This is a genomic window from Janibacter limosus, from assembly GCF_004295485.1.
In the GTDB taxonomy this organism is placed as follows: domain Bacteria; phylum Actinomycetota; class Actinomycetes; order Actinomycetales; family Dermatophilaceae; genus Janibacter; species Janibacter limosus_A.
On the sequence record NZ_CP036164.1, the window covers coordinates 1,606,122 to 1,621,733 of the forward strand.

Annotated in this window: 15 protein-coding genes; 4 read left to right on the forward strand and 11 right to left on the reverse strand. The window is 71.6% G+C overall.

Annotation, left to right across the window (positions count from 1 at the left end):
* The first annotated feature begins 73 nt into the window (after nt 1–73).
* Both EXU32_RS07710 and EXU32_RS07715 read left to right on the forward strand, forming a co-directional pair.
* Nucleotides 74–739, forward strand: a complete 666-nt coding sequence (locus EXU32_RS07710) for a potassium channel family protein (RefSeq protein WP_130629372.1) — start codon at nt 74–76, stop codon at nt 737–739.
* 3 nt (nt 740–742) lie between these two features.
* Nucleotides 743–1,435 carry a potassium channel family protein gene (locus tag EXU32_RS07715; RefSeq protein ID WP_130629373.1) on the forward strand — a complete coding sequence of 231 codons (693 nt, stop codon included), beginning with the start codon at nt 743–745 and terminating at the stop codon, nt 1,433–1,435.
* A gap of 154 nt (nt 1,436–1,589) precedes the next feature.
* On the opposite strand, the gene EXU32_RS07720 is transcribed toward EXU32_RS07715, so the two are convergent.
* The 7 genes from EXU32_RS07720 to EXU32_RS07750 form a co-directional block, all read right to left on the reverse strand.
* Nucleotides 1,590–2,300, reverse strand: a complete 711-nt coding sequence (locus EXU32_RS07720; protein WP_130629374.1) for a DUF3159 domain-containing protein — start codon at nt 2,298–2,300, stop codon at nt 1,590–1,592.
* Complete coding sequence (locus EXU32_RS07725; RefSeq protein ID WP_207233887.1) at nt 2,293–2,658, reverse strand: OB-fold nucleic acid binding domain-containing protein; 366 nt, start codon at nt 2,656–2,658, stop codon at nt 2,293–2,295. The genes EXU32_RS07720 and EXU32_RS07725 overlap by 8 nt, the downstream gene beginning before the upstream one ends.
* Nucleotides 2,658–3,401 (reverse strand): DUF3710 domain-containing protein, encoded by a 744-nt coding sequence (locus tag EXU32_RS07730; RefSeq protein ID WP_130629375.1) that lies wholly within the window; start codon nt 3,399–3,401, stop codon nt 2,658–2,660. Before EXU32_RS07730 ends, EXU32_RS07725 begins: the two co-directional genes overlap by 1 nt.
* The gene (dut, locus tag EXU32_RS07735; RefSeq protein WP_207233888.1) at nt 3,398–3,880 is read right to left on the reverse strand and encodes a dUTP diphosphatase; all 483 of its coding nucleotides are present in this window, start codon (nt 3,878–3,880) and stop codon (nt 3,398–3,400) included. The genes EXU32_RS07730 and dut overlap by 4 nt, the downstream gene beginning before the upstream one ends.
* A 3-nt stretch (nt 3,881–3,883) precedes the next feature.
* Entirely contained in the window at nt 3,884–4,183 is a 300-nt protein-coding gene (locus tag EXU32_RS07740; protein WP_130629376.1) for a DUF4193 domain-containing protein, read from the reverse strand.
* A gap of 132 nt (nt 4,184–4,315) precedes the next feature.
* Nucleotides 4,316–5,194 (reverse strand): inositol monophosphatase family protein, encoded by an 879-nt coding sequence (locus EXU32_RS07745; RefSeq protein ID WP_130629377.1) that lies wholly within the window; start codon nt 5,192–5,194, stop codon nt 4,316–4,318.
* 1 nt (nt 5,195) lies between these two features.
* Nucleotides 5,196–6,305, reverse strand: a complete 1,110-nt coding sequence (locus EXU32_RS07750; protein ID WP_130629378.1) for a ferrochelatase — start codon at nt 6,303–6,305, stop codon at nt 5,196–5,198.
* A gap of 95 nt (nt 6,306–6,400) precedes the next feature.
* On the opposite strand from EXU32_RS07750, the gene sepH reads away from it, so the two are divergent.
* Nucleotides 6,401–7,807: a septation protein SepH gene (gene sepH, locus EXU32_RS07755; protein WP_165399610.1), complete on the forward strand. Its 1,407-nt coding sequence runs from the start codon at nt 6,401–6,403 to the stop codon at nt 7,805–7,807.
* Nucleotides 7,808–7,851: 44 nt separating this feature from the next.
* On the opposite strand, the gene EXU32_RS07760 is transcribed toward sepH, so the two are convergent.
* The 4 genes from EXU32_RS07760 to EXU32_RS07775 are packed head-to-tail and all read right to left on the reverse strand — an operon-like array spanning nt 7,852 to nt 13,000.
* Nucleotides 7,852–8,532: a thymidine kinase gene (locus EXU32_RS07760; protein ID WP_130629380.1), complete on the reverse strand. Its 681-nt coding sequence runs from the start codon at nt 8,530–8,532 to the stop codon at nt 7,852–7,854.
* A gap of 1 nt (nt 8,533) precedes the next feature.
* The gene (locus EXU32_RS07765; protein ID WP_130629381.1) at nt 8,534–9,694 is read right to left on the reverse strand and encodes an alkaline phosphatase family protein; all 1,161 of its coding nucleotides are present in this window, start codon (nt 9,692–9,694) and stop codon (nt 8,534–8,536) included.
* A gap of 7 nt (nt 9,695–9,701) precedes the next feature.
* Nucleotides 9,702–10,298 (reverse strand): DUF5998 family protein, encoded by a 597-nt coding sequence (locus tag EXU32_RS07770; protein WP_130629382.1) that lies wholly within the window; start codon nt 10,296–10,298, stop codon nt 9,702–9,704.
* 20 nt (nt 10,299–10,318) lie between these two features.
* On the reverse strand, nt 10,319–13,000 hold the full coding sequence (locus EXU32_RS07775) for a GNAT family N-acetyltransferase (protein WP_130629383.1): 2,682 nt from the start codon (nt 12,998–13,000) through the stop codon (nt 10,319–10,321).
* 134 nt (nt 13,001–13,134) lie between these two features.
* Here EXU32_RS07775 and EXU32_RS07780 point away from each other — a divergent pair, with 134 nt between their 5' ends.
* Nucleotides 13,135–15,570 carry a DNA gyrase/topoisomerase IV subunit A gene (locus EXU32_RS07780; protein WP_130629384.1) on the forward strand — a complete coding sequence of 812 codons (2,436 nt, stop codon included), beginning with the start codon at nt 13,135–13,137 and terminating at the stop codon, nt 15,568–15,570.
* The last annotated feature ends 42 nt before the right edge of the window (nt 15,571–15,612 follow it).

The following is a 15,612-nucleotide window of genomic DNA, read 5'->3' on the forward strand; positions in this document are numbered from 1 at the left end:
GGACGCGCTTGATCAGTCGTCCGGAAGACACCGTGTGAGTGTAGGCCCGTCCGAGGAGGGGTACCGTCAACCCGTGCACTTCGTCATCATGGGCTGCGGCCGCGTCGGCGCCTCGCTCGCCCGCTCCCTCGAACGCCTCGGCCACGACGTCGCGGTCGTCGATCAGGACCCGGTCGCCTTCCGCCGCCTCGGCAGCGAGTTCAACGGCCGCCGCATCGCCGGGGTCGGCTTCGACCGCGACACCCTCGAGCAGGCCGGGATCACCCAGGCCTACGCCTTCGCCGCCGTCTCCAGCGGCGACAACTCCAACATCCTCGCCGCCCGGGTGGCGCGCGAGACCTTCGGCGTCGAGCACGTCGTCGCCCGGATCTACGACCCGGACCGGGCGCAGGTCTACCAGCGTCTGGGGATCCCCACGGTCGCCACGGTCCGCTGGACCGCCGACCAGGTGCTGCGCCGCATGCTCCCCCAGGGTCAGGCCTCCGAGATGACCGACGCGTCGGGCCGGCTGGTCGTCGCCGAGATCCAGATCTCGTCCGCGTGGGTCGGCCGTCGCCTGACCACCATCGAGGAGGCGACCGGGGCCCGGGTCGCCTACGTCACCCGTCTGGGCGAGGGCGAGCTACCGAGCGCGGACATGGTCTACCAGGAGGACGACCTCGTGCACCTGGTCATCCGCCGGGAAAACGTCCACGACGTCGAGCGGATCCTCGACGGCCAGCCCCCGAAGGAGGACTGAGGCATGCGCGTCGCCATCATCGGAGCCGGCTCGGTGGGCCGGTCCATCGCCCAGGAGCTCCTGCAGAACGACCACACGGTCCTGCTCATCGACAAGGACGCCAACGAGGTCCGGGTGGCCAAGCTCGCCGAGGCCAACTGGCTCTCCGGCGACGCCTGCGAGCTGTCCACGCTGCAGGAGGCCGAGATCCAGACCTGCGACGTCGTCGTCTGCGCGACCGGTGACGACAAGGCCAACCTCGTGGTGTCGCTGCTGGCCAAGACCGAGTTCGGGGTCCCCCGCACCGTCGCGCGGGTCAACAACCCAAAGAACGAGTGGATGTTCGACGAGTCGTGGGGCGTGGACGTCGCCGTGTCGACCCCGCGCCTGATGACCGCGCTCGTCGAGGAGGCCGTGAGCGTCGGTGACCTCGTGCGCATCTTCGACTTCCAGCAGGGCAACGCGGCGATGGCCGAGATCACCCTGCCGGCGGACAACCCCAACGTCGGCCGTCGGGTCGGCGACATCACCTTCCCGGTCGACACGCTGCTCGTCGGCATCATCCGCGACGGACGCCCCATCGGGCCGACCGCGGACGACTCCCTCGAGGCGCAGGACGAGCTGCTCCTGCTCACCACCACCGAGGCGGAGCCGGAGCTCGAGGCGATGATGCGTCCCGGCGGCAAGGCCCGCCGTCGCCCCACGCCGTCGTCCTGAGGCGCCACCCGCACGACCTTGAGGTCGTAACAAGGACCACGCAAAAAAACCGCACGACCTTAAGGTCGTGCGGTTTTTTGTGGGTCCGCATTGCCCTAGGGCAATGCAGACGAGCGGTCAGACGGCCGGCTCGGGAGGGTACGGACGAAGGGGGTCAGCGCGACCAGACGTCGACCGGCTGGACGAGGTCGTCGTCCGGGTCGATCGGGGTGTTGCCCTTCAGGAGCATCGCGCCCATGATCGCCACCGCCCCGGCCCACAGTGGCCAGCCGAGGACGACCTTGGAGATGGTGAGCCCGGCGACGTTGTCCGCGAGGTAGAGCGGCCCCATGATGCCGACGCGGATCGCGTAGACCGCGACGAGCACGAGGGTCAGCCGGCTGCACACCTTGACCGCGGCCGCGTTGCGGCGCCAGCGGAAGGGGTCACCCGCGGCGACGGCGGCCTGGTCGGCGAAGCCGACCATGATCCCGACGATGGGCCAGCGCAGCGCGACGGACAGCACCGACCCCACGAGGTAGGCGCAGGACGTGAGGATCCCCGGCAGGAAGGCGTCCTGGGCATCGCCCGAGCGCAGGGCGAAGAAGGCTGCCAGACCGGTCGCGATGACCGACCCGAGCACGAACTGGAGGGTCTGTCGCTGGACCAGCCGGACGAGGCCCAGGACCACAGTCAGTGCGGCGGCGGCACCCAGCGAGATGGTGCGGTCCTTGGTCGTCGACCAGGCGATGACGAAGACGAGCATCGGCATGGCGGCCTCGAGCGAGCCACGCAGCCCGCCGAAGGCCTCACCCAGGCGGTGCCGGATGAGGGCCTCGACCGTGGGGTGCATGGGCTCGGCGATGCCGTGGGCCTGCTCAGCCATGGTGCGGCAGGAGCTCGTAGGCCGGGTTGAAGATCGTGGCCACCCCATGGGGACGGCACAGCAGCCCGGTGGCCTTGAGATAGGTACCGGGCTCGATGCCGTGGATGCTGCGCCGGCCCAGCCAGACCAGCTGCACCGTGGCGGACCCGTCGAAGACCTCGGCCACGAGCGCGGGGACGGTCGCCCGCGGACGCAGGGTCACGGCCGTGAGGGTTCCCGCGATCGTCACGGACTGCCGGTCGACGTCGTCCGTGATCGGAGCGCACCCGTGGGCGCTCGCCGCCTCACGCAGCTCCCCTGCCGCGACATCGTCGTCAGTGCGAGCGAGGTCGACGAGCCGACGCAGCAGGGTGGACATCAGCGGACCTCGGTGATCTCGGGTCCACGCTCGAAGGGCTTGAGGTCATCGACCCGGCCGTCGGCGTCCTCGTCCGCAGGGTCCTGCGCGCTGGGAGCGGTGGGCATCTGGAGCGGGAGCATCTCGCGCGGGGCGCGCGGCTCCTCGCCGCGCGAGACGACGATCGAGCGCATGACCTCGTCGAAGCGTGCGCGCGCGCTCGCGTCGATCGCGGCCGCACCGGAGTAGACCGCGCGCAGGAACCACCGGGGCCCCTCGGCCCCGGAGAAGATGGCGGGCGCGAAGACCGTGCGACCCTGGGGGCCCGGCTGCGCCAGGCGGGTGAGCAGCTCGGTGCCGAAGGGCCCCTTGGCCTCCTCGACGGTGCCGCCGTTGCCGGTGATCTGCACGGCGATCTCCTCGCGGATGTCGTCCCAGATGCCCGAGGACCGGGGCGCCGCGAAGGCCTGCACCTGGACGGCGCCGTCGTCGTCGGCGATCTGCACGGCGGTGACCTCGTTGGTGCCCTGGTCCACCTCGAGCCGCAGCTCGGTGCCCTGGGCGGGTGCGAGCAGGATGGATCCGAGGTCGACGAGGGAGTCGGTGTCGGTGACGTCGGCGATGTCCCTGGGGCCCTGGGCCGGCGAGTCCTGGTCGGCTGCCGACCGGTCCGCGGCCGCGTCGGCCGCGTCGACCCCGTCGGCTGTCGTGTCGGGCTCGGTCGCCTGGTCAGCTGCGTTCTTCTTCTTGCGCCCGAACATCATTCACGTCCTGTCGTCGACTGTGGGCCGAAGCCCCCGCTGGATCCATGTCCAGTCTCACCCCGCTGGCTGGGTGGAAGCGAATCGACGGGGAGGAACTCCCCTTCGCCCACCTCCTGGAGCACGAGCTGGGCGATCCGATCCCCGACGTGCACCGTGAAGGGCTCGGCCCGGTCGAGGTTGACGAGGTTGACGAGGATCTCGCCCCGGTACCCCGAGTCGATCGTCCCGGGCGCGTTGACGACCGAGATGCCGTGGCGGGCCGCGAGGCCCGAGCGCGGGTGGACGAGGCCGACCCAGCCACGGGGCAGGGCAAGGGCCACCCCCGTGGGAACGAGGGCACGCTCGCCCGGCGCGAGCGTCAGCTCCGCGACGGACGTGAGGTCCGCGCCCGCGTCGCCGGGCTTGGCATACGAGGGCAGGACCGCCTCCCGGTGCAGCAGCTGCACCGGGAGCGTGATCTGACGGTGTCCGTCAGTCACGTGTCAGGCAGCGCACTCGGTGCAGATCGGGCCGTTCTTGCCCTCGCTGGCGAGCTGGCTGCGGTGGTGGACGAGGAAGCAGCTCGTGCACGTGAACTCGTCGGCCTGGCGGGGAACGACCCGCACCGACATCTCCTCACCGGAGAGGTCAGCGCCGGGCAGCTCGAAGCCTTCGGCCATCTCGGTCTCATCGACGTCGACGTTGGAGGAGGTCGCGTCGCCGCGACGGGACTTGAGCTCTTCGATGGAGTCCTCGGACAAGTCGTCGTCGGTCTTGCGAGGAGCGTCGTAATCGGTCGCCATCTCTCCTGTTTCCTTGGGTGCTAGAGGGGCTTGTGAAGCTCTGTTGCCGTCGTCAACGCAGCAGGTGCTGGATTTGTGCCCGGCGCGCCGGATTGTGCCCCATCCGACGGGATCACGCCACCCCGTTCCTGATCAGCGAACGATCTCGGGCCCGACCTGCTCGATGGCGCCCTCCAGGACGGCCGCCAGGCGACTGTGCAGCACCGGTGCGCCGGCGAGCGTGAGCTCGGCCCTGGGCGCCCGTCCGTGCAGGTCGGAGACCAACGCCCCGGCCTCCGTCGCGACGAGCCACCCGGCCGCCATGTCCCACGGGTTGAGGCCCCGCTCGTAGTAGACGTCGAGACTGCCCTCGGCCACCCGGCACAGGTCCAGCGCGGCGCTGCCGAGCCGTCGGATGTCGCGCACCTGCGGCAGCACGTGGCTCAGGACGGCCGCCTGCCACGCCCTGCGGTCCGCGTCGTAGCCGAAGCCCGTGCCGCAGAGAGCCTGACCCAAGGAGGTCTCCTGGACCTGCAGCCGACGCGGCTGCGCGTCGCCGATCGACCGCCACGCACCACCGCCAGCCCACGCCGTGTACCGCTCCCCCGTCACCGGGTTGACGACCGCGCCGGCCACGGGCTGCCACGCGCCGTCGACGCCCGGGTCCCCCACCGCCGCCGCCACCGAGACCGCGTAGGCGGGGATCTCGTAGAGGTAGTTGACGGTGCCGTCGATCGGGTCGACGACCCAGGTGATGCCCGAGTCGCTGGCGCGGGCGCCTCGCTCCTCACCGGCGAAGCCGTCCCGCGGACGCAGCTCCCCCAGCCGCGCGAGCAGGTGGTCCTGGCTGCGCTGGTCCATGACGGTGACGACGTCGGTCGCCGAGCTCTTGGTCTCGGCGACCCCGAGCCCGACGGGCCGCTCGTCGACGACGAGGCGCCCGGCCTCGACGGCGACGGTCAGGGCGATCCGGGCCAGCTCGGCGGGGTCCACGTCGATGTCGGTGTGGGTCTCGGGGGGCAGCTGGTGCATGTCAGTCCGATCCGCAGAGTGCCGGGCGGGCCTCGCGCAGGTTGGGGCAGCACCCCGTCGGGCAGACCGCCGGGTGGGAGTCCAGGTCGCGCCACGTGGCCCGGACCGGCTGCTCGCCGCGTGCCTGGGCGGCACGCTCGAGCATGACGTCCACGAGACCGGCGACGAAGGCGTGGTCGGCCCCCGGGGTCGGGACCCGGGTCATGGCCAGACCGATCTCGTCGGCCGTCGCGGCGGCCTCGACGTCCAGGTCGTAGTAGACCTCCATGTGGTCCGAGATGAAGCCGATCGGCACCACGACGACGTGCTCGACCCCGTCCGCCGCCAGCTCGCGCAGCCGGTCGTTGACATCGGGCTCGAGCCACGGGGCGCGAGGGGAGCCCGACCGCGAGCAGAAGGACAGCCCGGCCGGCAGGTCCGTCCCGAGGACGGTGTCCACCTCCGCCGTGATCGCCGCGGCCACCTCGGCTTGGTCGCCCGAGTAGGCGCGCCCGTCACCGTCGCCCGGTCCGGAGGTCTCGTCCATCGCGTCGGGGATGGAGTGGGTGACGTAGAGGAGGGCGACGTGGTCGGCCCCGACCGCTGCGACGGCCGCGCGCGCCGCCGCGAGCGTGTCGCGGGCCAACGTGGCCGCGAAGCCGGGGTGCTCGCCGAAGGGCCGCACCTTGTCCAGCACGAGGCCCTCCCTCCCTTCGGCGGCATCCGCCAGGCCCTCGCGGTACTGCCGGCAGGAGGAATAGCTGCGCCACGCGCTCGTCGGGACCACGAGGATCCTCCGGGCACCGTCGGCGGTGAGCTCGTCGAGCGCCTCCGGGACGAAGGGGGTGGAGTTGCGGTTGCCGAGCGCCACCGGGAGGGGGCACTCCCTGGCCGCGAGCTCCGCGACGAGCTCGGCGACGAGGCGGCGGTTGAGGGCCGGCAGGGGGCTGACCCCGGCGACGTGGTCGTAGTGGGCGCCGACCTCGGCGAGCCGCTCGTCGGGGACACCCCGCCCGGCCGTCACCCGCCGCAGGAAGGGCAGCACCTCGTCGGGACCCTCGGGGCCCCCGAAGGACTGGACCAGCACGGCCTCGTAGGGGCGAAGGGGATGCTCTGGGGCCTGATCCGACATGAAGACAAGATATCGCCGCGGCGTGTACGTCCCCGGATCGGGGCAAGCAGATGGCAGAGTCTGACGGGAGCCATGCTGGACGAGAGGGATTGTTGATGCGCGACCTGCGACTCATCGGTGTGCACGACGACGGCGAGCACCTCGTTGTCACCGACGACGCCGGCGAGGAGTACCGCCTGCGGATCGACGAGCCCTTGCGGGCCGCGGCCCGACGGGACCGGCCCCGGCTCGGTCAGCTCCAGATCGCCATCGACAACGACGTGCGCCCGCGCGAGGTGCAGGCCATGATCCGCGCCGGCGCCAGCGCCGAGGAGGTCGCTGCCCGCACCGGGTGGGACCTGGACAAGATCGCTCGCTTCGAGGGGCCGGTGATCGCCGAGCGCGAGCACGTCGCGAGCCGGGCCCAGTCCGTGCGCATGCGCGGCACCAACCAGGCCGGCTCCCCCGAGACCCTGGCGCAACGCGCCGCGACCCGACTCGTCGGCCGTGGCGTCGAGCCCTCCTCCGTCGTGTGGGACGCCTACCGCGACCCCGAGGGCCAGTGGACCGTCTCGTCGATCTTCGCCGCCGGTGGCCGCGAGCGGACAGCCACGTGGTGGTTCGACATGGCCGGGATGAGCGTCGTCGCCAAGAACGACGAGGCCAAGTGGCTCTCCGAGGCCGACGCCCCGGCCGGGCCGGTGCCGGTCAGCGTGCACCGCCCCACGGCCGTCTTCGACGTCGAGGTCGAGGAGACCAAGGTCGAGCGGGCGACGCGGGCCAACACCGACGACCTCATCAACTCCATGCGCGAGCACTCCGGCGCCAAGAACCGGCGGCGCGGCGGCCGTCGCAAGAGCCGTGGCTCCGACCCGACGCCGCCGGTGACCGAGGACGAGCTGCCCCTCGACGAGCTCCCGCCGCCCGCCGGCGGTGCGCACCCCCGCGACGAGCAGCCGGACGAGACGTCACGCTCCGAGAGCGCCAAGAGCGAGACCGCCAAGACCGCGCCGTCCAAGGCGTCAACTCCCAAGGCCGCTGCCGCGGCTCCCGAGCCTGCTCCCACGACGTCCTCCACGTCTGCGCCCTCGACGGGTGACGCCGACGTGCGCACCACTCGGCCTGGACCCGCGGCCGCCCCCGCCGCGGAGATGAAGGCCGAGCACGAGCCCGACGCCGACCCGGTCGACACGCAGGACGAGCCCGCGAGCCCGGGCCAGGATGCAGATCAGGCCGCAGCCGAGCAGGCTGGCTCCCCGCAGTCAGGGAGCCAGCAGTCCGACAGCCAGCAGGCCGAGGCGAGGTCGCCGTCGACCGGGTCCGAGTCCGGGACGGACGTGCCTGCTGCTGACGCTGCCGACGCGGCGGTCCCCGACCGGGCCGGCAGCGCGACCGAGACCGAGACCGAGACCGAGGAGACGGGCGCAGACCCGGACGCCGGCGCCAAGGGCCGCGCTGGCCGCAAGGGCCGGGCCAAGGTGCCCAGCTGGGACGACGTGATGTTCGGGACGACGCGGGACTGATCTCCCTTCGTCGTCTGACCGGGACCGGGCTGCCCCCGTGCCGGTCAGGCCGGTGGAGGCACCGGGCAGGCGTCGAGGTCGAAGGGCAGGACATCGGCCGACAGGGCAGCTGCCTGGGCGGCCCGGGAGTTCATCCGCCGCATGTGGTGCCGACGGCAGAGCACCTCGTACTCGACCTCGGCCTCGTGCGTGGGGTCGGCGGTGTCACCGACGACGACCTGCTCACCCTCGACGACCATGACCCCGTCGACCACGCGGGCATTGTGCGTGGCCCGGCGACCGCACCAGCACAGGGCGGAGACCTGGAGGACCTGGGTGCGATCGGCGAGCTCGATGAGACGCTGGCTGCCCGGGAAGAGCTCGGTGCGGAAGTCGCTGGTGATCCCGAAGGCGAAGACCTCGATGTCCAGCTCGTCGACGATGCGCGCGAGCTGCTCGATCTGCTCGGGGCTGTAGAACTGCGCCTCGTCGCAGATGAGGTAGTCGACCCGACCGCCGGCGGTCAGCTGGGCGACGACCGTCTCCCAGAGGTCCAGGTCCGCGGAGACCTCGACCGCGGGCGTCTCCAGGCCGAGGCGGGAGGAGAGCACGGCTTCACCGGAGCGGTCGAGACGGGTGAAGATGATGCCCACCTGCCCTCGGGCCCGGTGGTTGTGGTCCATCTGCAGGGCGAGCGTGGACTTGCCGCAGTCCATCGTCCCGGCGAAGAAGCTCAGCTCGGCCACGTCACTGCTCCCGCGCGGACAGGGTCAGCCACGGGATCGCCACCTCGTCGGCGGTGATCGAGCCGTGCACCCCGATGAGTGCCCGCAGCTCGGGTCGGTGCCGGCGGGAGTCCTGGACGGCGATCGGCCCGGTCATGACGGCGATGACGTCGCCGATGCGGGGCCTCACGGTGTCGCTGACCGCACCGAACCAGCCGGCGGAGACCGCCTCCTCGCGGGTGAGGACCACGGCGTCCTCCCCCAGCCGGGCTCGCCAGGTCGCCAGGACGTCGTCGAGCGCACCCGGCTGCACGTGCAGCTGGACGCACCGAGGCTCGCCCGAGACATGGCGGACCCCGGCGTCGAGCTCGGCGTCCTCGGCGATGTCCGGCCGGGCGTCGAGCGAGACGTCGACCATGCCGTGGTCGGCCGTGATGTGCAGCGAGGTGTCCGGCGGCAGCAGGTTGGCCAGCCTGGCCAGCTGGGCGTCGACCTCCTCGAGCTCGGCCACCCACTCGTGGGAGTCGCAGCCGTGGACGTGCCCGATCTTGTCGACGTCCCCCCAGTAGAGGTAGACCAGCGAGCGTGGTTGTGCCCGCACGGCGGTGACCGTCGCGTCGACCCGCGCGGCCAGGCTCTTGGCGGCGATGAACCGCCCACCACGCAGCGCCGCCTCGGTCAGGCCGGAGCCGTCGAAGAAGCCGGGACCGATCCGGGTGACCGCCACGCCGTGCTCCCCTGCCGCCTCGAAGACGGTGGGGGCCGGCTGCCACAGCCGCGGCGCGGGACCGTCCTCCCAGGACAGCTCGTTGAAGACGGTGTCCGTACCGGGGTCGTAGGCCTCGTAGCCGACGAGCCCGTGGGAGCCGGCGAGGGACCCGGTGCCGAAGCTGCCCATGGAGGTCGCGGTGGTCGAGGGGAACCCGCAGTCGATCGTCGCAGCGGCCTCGGGGTCCTGCAGCAGGCTCCGCAGGAAGGGGGCGTGCCCGCTGCGACGCGCCAGCAGCTGGGCTCCGAGGCCGTCCACGAGGACGACGACGGTGCGGCGCGCCGGACCCAGGGCGCGGTCCGTCCCGCGCGTCAGACCGGGGACGCCCAGGCTGGTGGCCACCGTCGGGAGCAGCCGGTCGAGCCGCGGGGTCGCCGGGAGCAGGGTGGCGGGCTGGTTGCCGTGGTGCGCCATCAGCAGGTCAGTGCCCGATGCTCGCCGAGAGGTCCCGGGCGAACTCGATGGCGCGGTCCAGCGCAGTGCGGCCCTCGGCCTCGGCGCTGATGCGCAGGGCGATGTCGTCACTGGTGACAGTGCCCTCGTAGCCGTGGTCGCCCCCGTCGCACTCGGGATCGTTGCACTGGGCGGGCAGCAGGTCGACCCGGCTGACCGCACCCCAGCCGACCGTGAGGGTCAGCTCGCGCCCCAGGGACCCGGGCACGTAGGTCGAGGGGTCGCCGACGACGTGGGTGAGCATGACGCCGCGCACGTTGGACAGCGGGATGCACTCGGTCGTGGCCGTGGCGATCTCCTGGGCACCCGAGAAGTGGTCCGGGTAGTCGTCGGCATGGGCGACGACGAGGCGCGTGGTGGTGCGGGCGAAGACGGTGATGTGTCGACGCACGGTGTCCTGGTCGAAGGTCGTCTCCTGGTGCACCAGGTGCCCGTGCACGTCCTCGGCGCCGACCGCGGCTTTGATGACATCGGCGACCAGCGCCGGGTAGTAGCCGGCCCTCTCGATGTCTTCGGTGAGGGCTGGCGGCAGGGTGATCGCCGTGAGATCAGCAGGTGCGGGCATCCCGCCATTGTGCCCCAGCCTCAGGTCAGGCTCCGCGCTGCGGTGTCGATCCGACGGGTCGCGGGAGTGATCATCACGTCGGCCCCGAGGACCGTGACGCCGCTCGTGTGGGCGATCACCGGGTTGAGCTCCACCGAGGACAGCTCGAGGAAGTCGTCGGACATGATCGACAGCCGCCCGAGCACGTCCTCGAGCGCCGCCCGATCGACCGGTGCGGCACCGTCGTGCCCCGTGAGCAGCGGCGACAGCTTGATCCCGTCGACGAGCTCACGCACGTCGACGTCGGTGAGGGGCGGGATCCGGTACGCGATGTCGTCGAGCAGCTTGGTCGGCGCGCCCGCGATGCTGAAGGAGACCACGGGTCCGAAGAGCGGGTCCTCGATCGTGGAGAGCACCGTGGAGACACCGGGTCCGGCCATCCGCTGGACGACGAAGTAGTTGGCGTCCATGGGGGCCAGCCGGCGATCGAGTGCCTCGAAGGCCGCCCGCACCGACTGGGCGTCGTGCAGGTCCACCCGGATGCCCTCGAGCATCGCCTGGCCCCGCACGAGCGGCGAGAGGGACTTCACGACGACGGGGTAGCCGACCGCGTCGGCTGCCGCGACGGCCTCGTCGGCCGTGGCCGCCTCGTGGCGTGGCCAGACGTCGATCCCGTAGGCATCGAGCAGCTCGCGGGCCTCGTCGCTGGTGAGGGCCCGTCCCTCCGGGTCCTCCTCGAGGATCCGGTCGAGCAGGGCCCGCACCGCCCACCGGTCGATCCCCTCGCGCAGGACGGTCTCGCCCTTGTCCTTGTCCCGCCACTGCCCGTAGTCCGTCGCTGCCGCGAGCGCCCGGATGGCCTCCTCGGGCATGGGGTACAGCGGGACCGCCTGCCGGGGTGTGTCGCCGCCGACCTCGCCCGTCTCGTGGAGGAAGGTGGGGTCGCCGGCGTCGTCGACACCCCGCATGCCGAGCAGGGTGGCGACGCAGGGCTTGTCGGAGCGGGAGGCCGCGTGCCGCAGGGCCTCGACGACCTCCTGGTCGAGGGCGCCGACGGGTGGGATGAAGCAGACGATGACCGAGTCGACCTCGTCATCGGCGAAGGCGGCGTCCACCGCGGTCTGGAACTCGATCGCGCTGGCCTCGGTGCGCACGGCCACCGGGCCGTGGACCACCTCGAGGCCGCGCTCGTTGGCGTTGTCGGCGCACAGGGCTGCGAGCTGGCTGGAGTTGCCGACGATGGCGACCCGGCGGCCCGCGGGCAACGGTTGGTGGACGAGCAGCTGGGCGACGTCGAACATCTGGTGGACGTTCTCGCAGTGAATCACCCCGGCCTGCTCCAGCATCGCGGTGAAGGCGTGCGGCTTGACCTTGGGCTTGCGCACCTTGTGCCCGGGGGGCGCTCCATAGCTCGCCGATGCCGGCTTGACGACGATGACCGGCTTGGTCGAGGCGAGGTGGCGCGCCACCCGGGAGAACTTGCGTGGGTTGCCCATGGACTCGAGGTAGAGCCCGACGGCACGGGTGCGCTCGTCCTCGACCCAGTACTGCATGAGGTCGTTGCCGGAGACGTCGACACGGTTGCCGGCGGAGGCGAAGACCGAGATCCCGAGGTTGCGCCGGGCCGCCGAGTCGAGGTTGGCGATCGCCAGGGCGCCACTCTGGGAGAAGAGCCCGAAGAACCCCGGCTTGGGGATGCCCGCCGTCAGGGTCGCGTTGAGGCTGACTGCCGGGTCGGTGTTGATCAGCCCGAAGGAGTTGGGCCCGAGGACCCGCATCCCGTGGTCGCGGGCCAGCCGGAGGACCTCCTGCTGGCGCCGAGCGCCCTCCTCGTCCATCTCGGCGAACCCCGAGGAGATGATCAGCAGTGTCCGCACCCCCGCAGCGGCGCACTCGCGGACGACCTCGGTGACCCGGTCCGCCGGCACCGCGATGATGGCCAGCTCCACGCTGCCGTCGATCTCGCCGATCGAGGCGACCGCGGGCACGCCCAGGATCTCGTCCGCACCGGGGTTGACCGCATGCACCCTGCCGGTGAAGCCGCCCTCGACGATGTGCTTGAGCACCTGGTGGCCGATGGCCCGCTCACGCCGGCTGGCGCCGACCACGGCGACCGAGCTCGGGTGGAGGAGCGCTCGCACGCTCTGCGACTCGGCCCGGTGCTCCCGGGCGAAGCGCACCGACTGCGACTCCGCGGTGGGCTCGATCGCGAAGTGCAGCGTCACGACGCCGTCCTCCATGCGACGGCTGACCTGGTAGCCGGCATCGGAGAAGACCGAGAGCATCTTGCGGTTGTGCGGCAGGACCTCGGCCTCGAACTCGGCGAGGTCGTGCGACTTGGCGATGGCGGCGAGGTGCTCGAGCAGCACCGACCCGATGCCCTTGCCGTGGTAGTGGTCGGAGATGTTGAAGGCGACCTCGGCGCTGTGCTCGCTGACCCGGTCGTACCGGCCGATGCCGATGATGTCGTCGCCGATCGTGGCCACGAGGGCCATCCGGTCGTGGTAGTCGACCTCGGTGAAGCGCTTGATGTCACGGTCGCTGAGCGTGCGCATCGGGGCGAAGAAGCGCAGGTAGATCGACTCGTCGGACTGGCCGGCGTGGAACCTGCGGACCCCGTCGGCGTCCGAGGGCTTGATCGGCCGCAGTCGGCAGACCGAGCCGTCCCGCAGGACGACATCGGCCTCTGCCAGCACCGGGTAGCCCGGTGGGAGGTCCGTCATGTCCTCAATCCTGCCACGCCCCCTCGCACCTGCACGCCGAGGGACACCACGTGTGTCGGTACCGGCGTCGGCGGGGCGTAGGGGTGAGGATGGGTGGGCTCGAGCATCGCCCCCACGAGGAGTCCACACCCAGCATGGCCCGCCGCACCGCAGCCTCTCCCCCTCCCGACGCCCCGGAGCGGATCGTCGACATCGATGTCGCGGACGAGATGCGCAACGCCTTCCTCGAGTACAGCTACTCGGTGATCCACGCGCGCGCCCTGCCCGACGCCCGCGACGGGCTCAAGCCGGTCCACCGGCGGATCCTCTACTCGATGAGCGAGATGGGCCTGCGGCCGGAGCGCGGCCACGTCAAGTCCTCCCGTGTCGTCGGTGAGGTCATGGGCAAGTACCACCCGCACGGCGACACGGCGATCTACGACGCCCTGGTGCGCCTGGCCCAGCCCTTCTCGATGCGGCTGCCGTTGGTCGACGGGCACGGCAACTTCGGCTCGCTCGACGACGGGCCGGCCGCGAGCCGCTACACCGAGGCGCGCATGGCACCGGCCGCGCTGCTCATGGTGACCGGTCTCGACGAGGACACCGTCCCCTTCGTGCCCAACTACGACGACCAGCTCCTCCAGCCGGAGGTCCTCCCTTCGGCCTATCCCAACCTGCTCGTCAACGGCACGACCGGGATCGCCGTCGGCATGGCGACCAACATGCCACCGCACAACCTCGTCGAGGTCGTCGGTGCGGCCCGGCACCTGCTGACCCACCCAGACGCCAGCCTGGACGACCTGATGAAGTTCATCCCCGGGCCCGACCTGCCCGGTGGCGGTCGGATCGTCGGTCTCGAGGGGATCCGCGACGCCTACCTCAACGGGCGGGGCAGCTTCCGCACCCGGGCGACGACCCGCATCGACAAGGTCTCTCCCCGCCGTCAGGGCATCATCGTCACGGAGCTGCCCTACCTCGTGGGCCCGGAGAAGGTCATCGAGAAGATCAAGGACGCGGTGCAGTCCAAGCGACTGCAGGGCATCGCCGACGTCAAGGACCTCACCGACCGCCAGTCGGGCCTGCAGCTGGTCATCGAGATCAAGAACGGCTTCAACCCCGAGGCGGTCCTCGAGAAGCTGTACAAGCTCACCCCGATGGAGGACTCGTTCTCCATCAACAACGTCGCGCTGGTCGAGGGCCAGCCGCGCACGATGGGGCTCAAGGAGCTGCTCACCGTCTACGTCGACTTCCGGCGCGATGTCGTGCGGCGGCGCAGCGAGTACCGGCTGGCCAAGCGGCGCGAGCGGCTGCACCTCGTCGAGGGGCTGCTCATCGCGATCGTCGACATCGACGAGGTCATCCAGGTCATCCGCACCAGTGACGACGCCACCATCGCCCGCGAACGCCTGCGCGAGGTCTTCGACCTCTCCGAGCCGCAGGCCACCTACATCCTCGACCTGCAGCTGCGCCGGCTGACCAAGTTCTCCCGGATCGAGCTCGAGAAGGAGCAGAGCGAGCTGCTCGAGCAGATCGCCGCCCTCGAGGAGATCCTCGGCGACGAAAAGGTCCTCACCCGGCTGATCTCCAGCGAGCTGGCCGAGGTCGCCAAGAAGCACGGCGATCCTCGACGGACCGTGCTGCTCGAGTCAGCAGGGCAGCCGGCCGCCTCGAGCACGCCGCTCGAGGTCGCCGACGACCCGTGCTGGGTGCTCCTGTCGAGCACCGGCCTGCTGGCCCGCACCAGCGACGCCGAGCCGCTGAGCACCGAAGGGGGCCGGGCCAAGCACGACGCCATCGTCGCCGCCGTGCGCACGACCGCCCGCGGTGAGGTCGCTGTCGTCACCTCCGCCGGTCGCATGGTGCGCGTCGGCGCCCTCGAGCTGCCCACGCTGCCGCCGTCCAACGGCGCACCCAACCTCTCCGGCGGCGCACCACTGGCGGCCTATGTCGACCTGCCGGGCGGCGAGACCCCCCTGACCCTGATGGGGCTCGCGACCGACTCCCCCGGCCTGGCCCTCGGCACCGCCCACGGGATCGTCAAGCGCGTGACGACCGACTACCCCAAGGGCAGCTCGTGGGAGGCCATCTCGCTCAAGGACGGCGACCGCGTCGTCGGCGCCGTCGAGCTGGCCACCGGCGAGGAGGAGCTCGTCTTCGTCACCGACCACGCGAGCCTGCTGCACTTCTCCGCCGGCGACGTGCGGCTGCAGGGACGCACCGGCGGTGGGATCGCCGGCATCCGCCTGACCGACGGGGCCAAGGTCGTCTTCTTCGGTGCCGTCGACACAGCCGCCGACAACATCGTCGTGACCGTCTCGGGCTCCTCCGACGCGCTGCCCGGCACGGACACCGGCGCCTGGAAGGTCACCCCCTTCGACGAGTACCCGGGCAAGGGCCGCGCGACGGCAGGCGTGCGGGCGCACCGCTTCCTCAAGGGTGAGGACGGGCTGCTCCTGGCCTGGGTCGGCCGCGCCGGCGCGCGCGCCTCCCAGCCCAACGGCGTCGCGATCACCCTCCCGGAGGCCGACGGCCGCCGCGACGGCTCCGGCACCCCCGCCAGCGCCGTCATCGGGGGCATCGGCTCCCTCTGACCCTCCCCGCCTCCGCATTTCCTTAAGGTCGTGCGCCCGAGG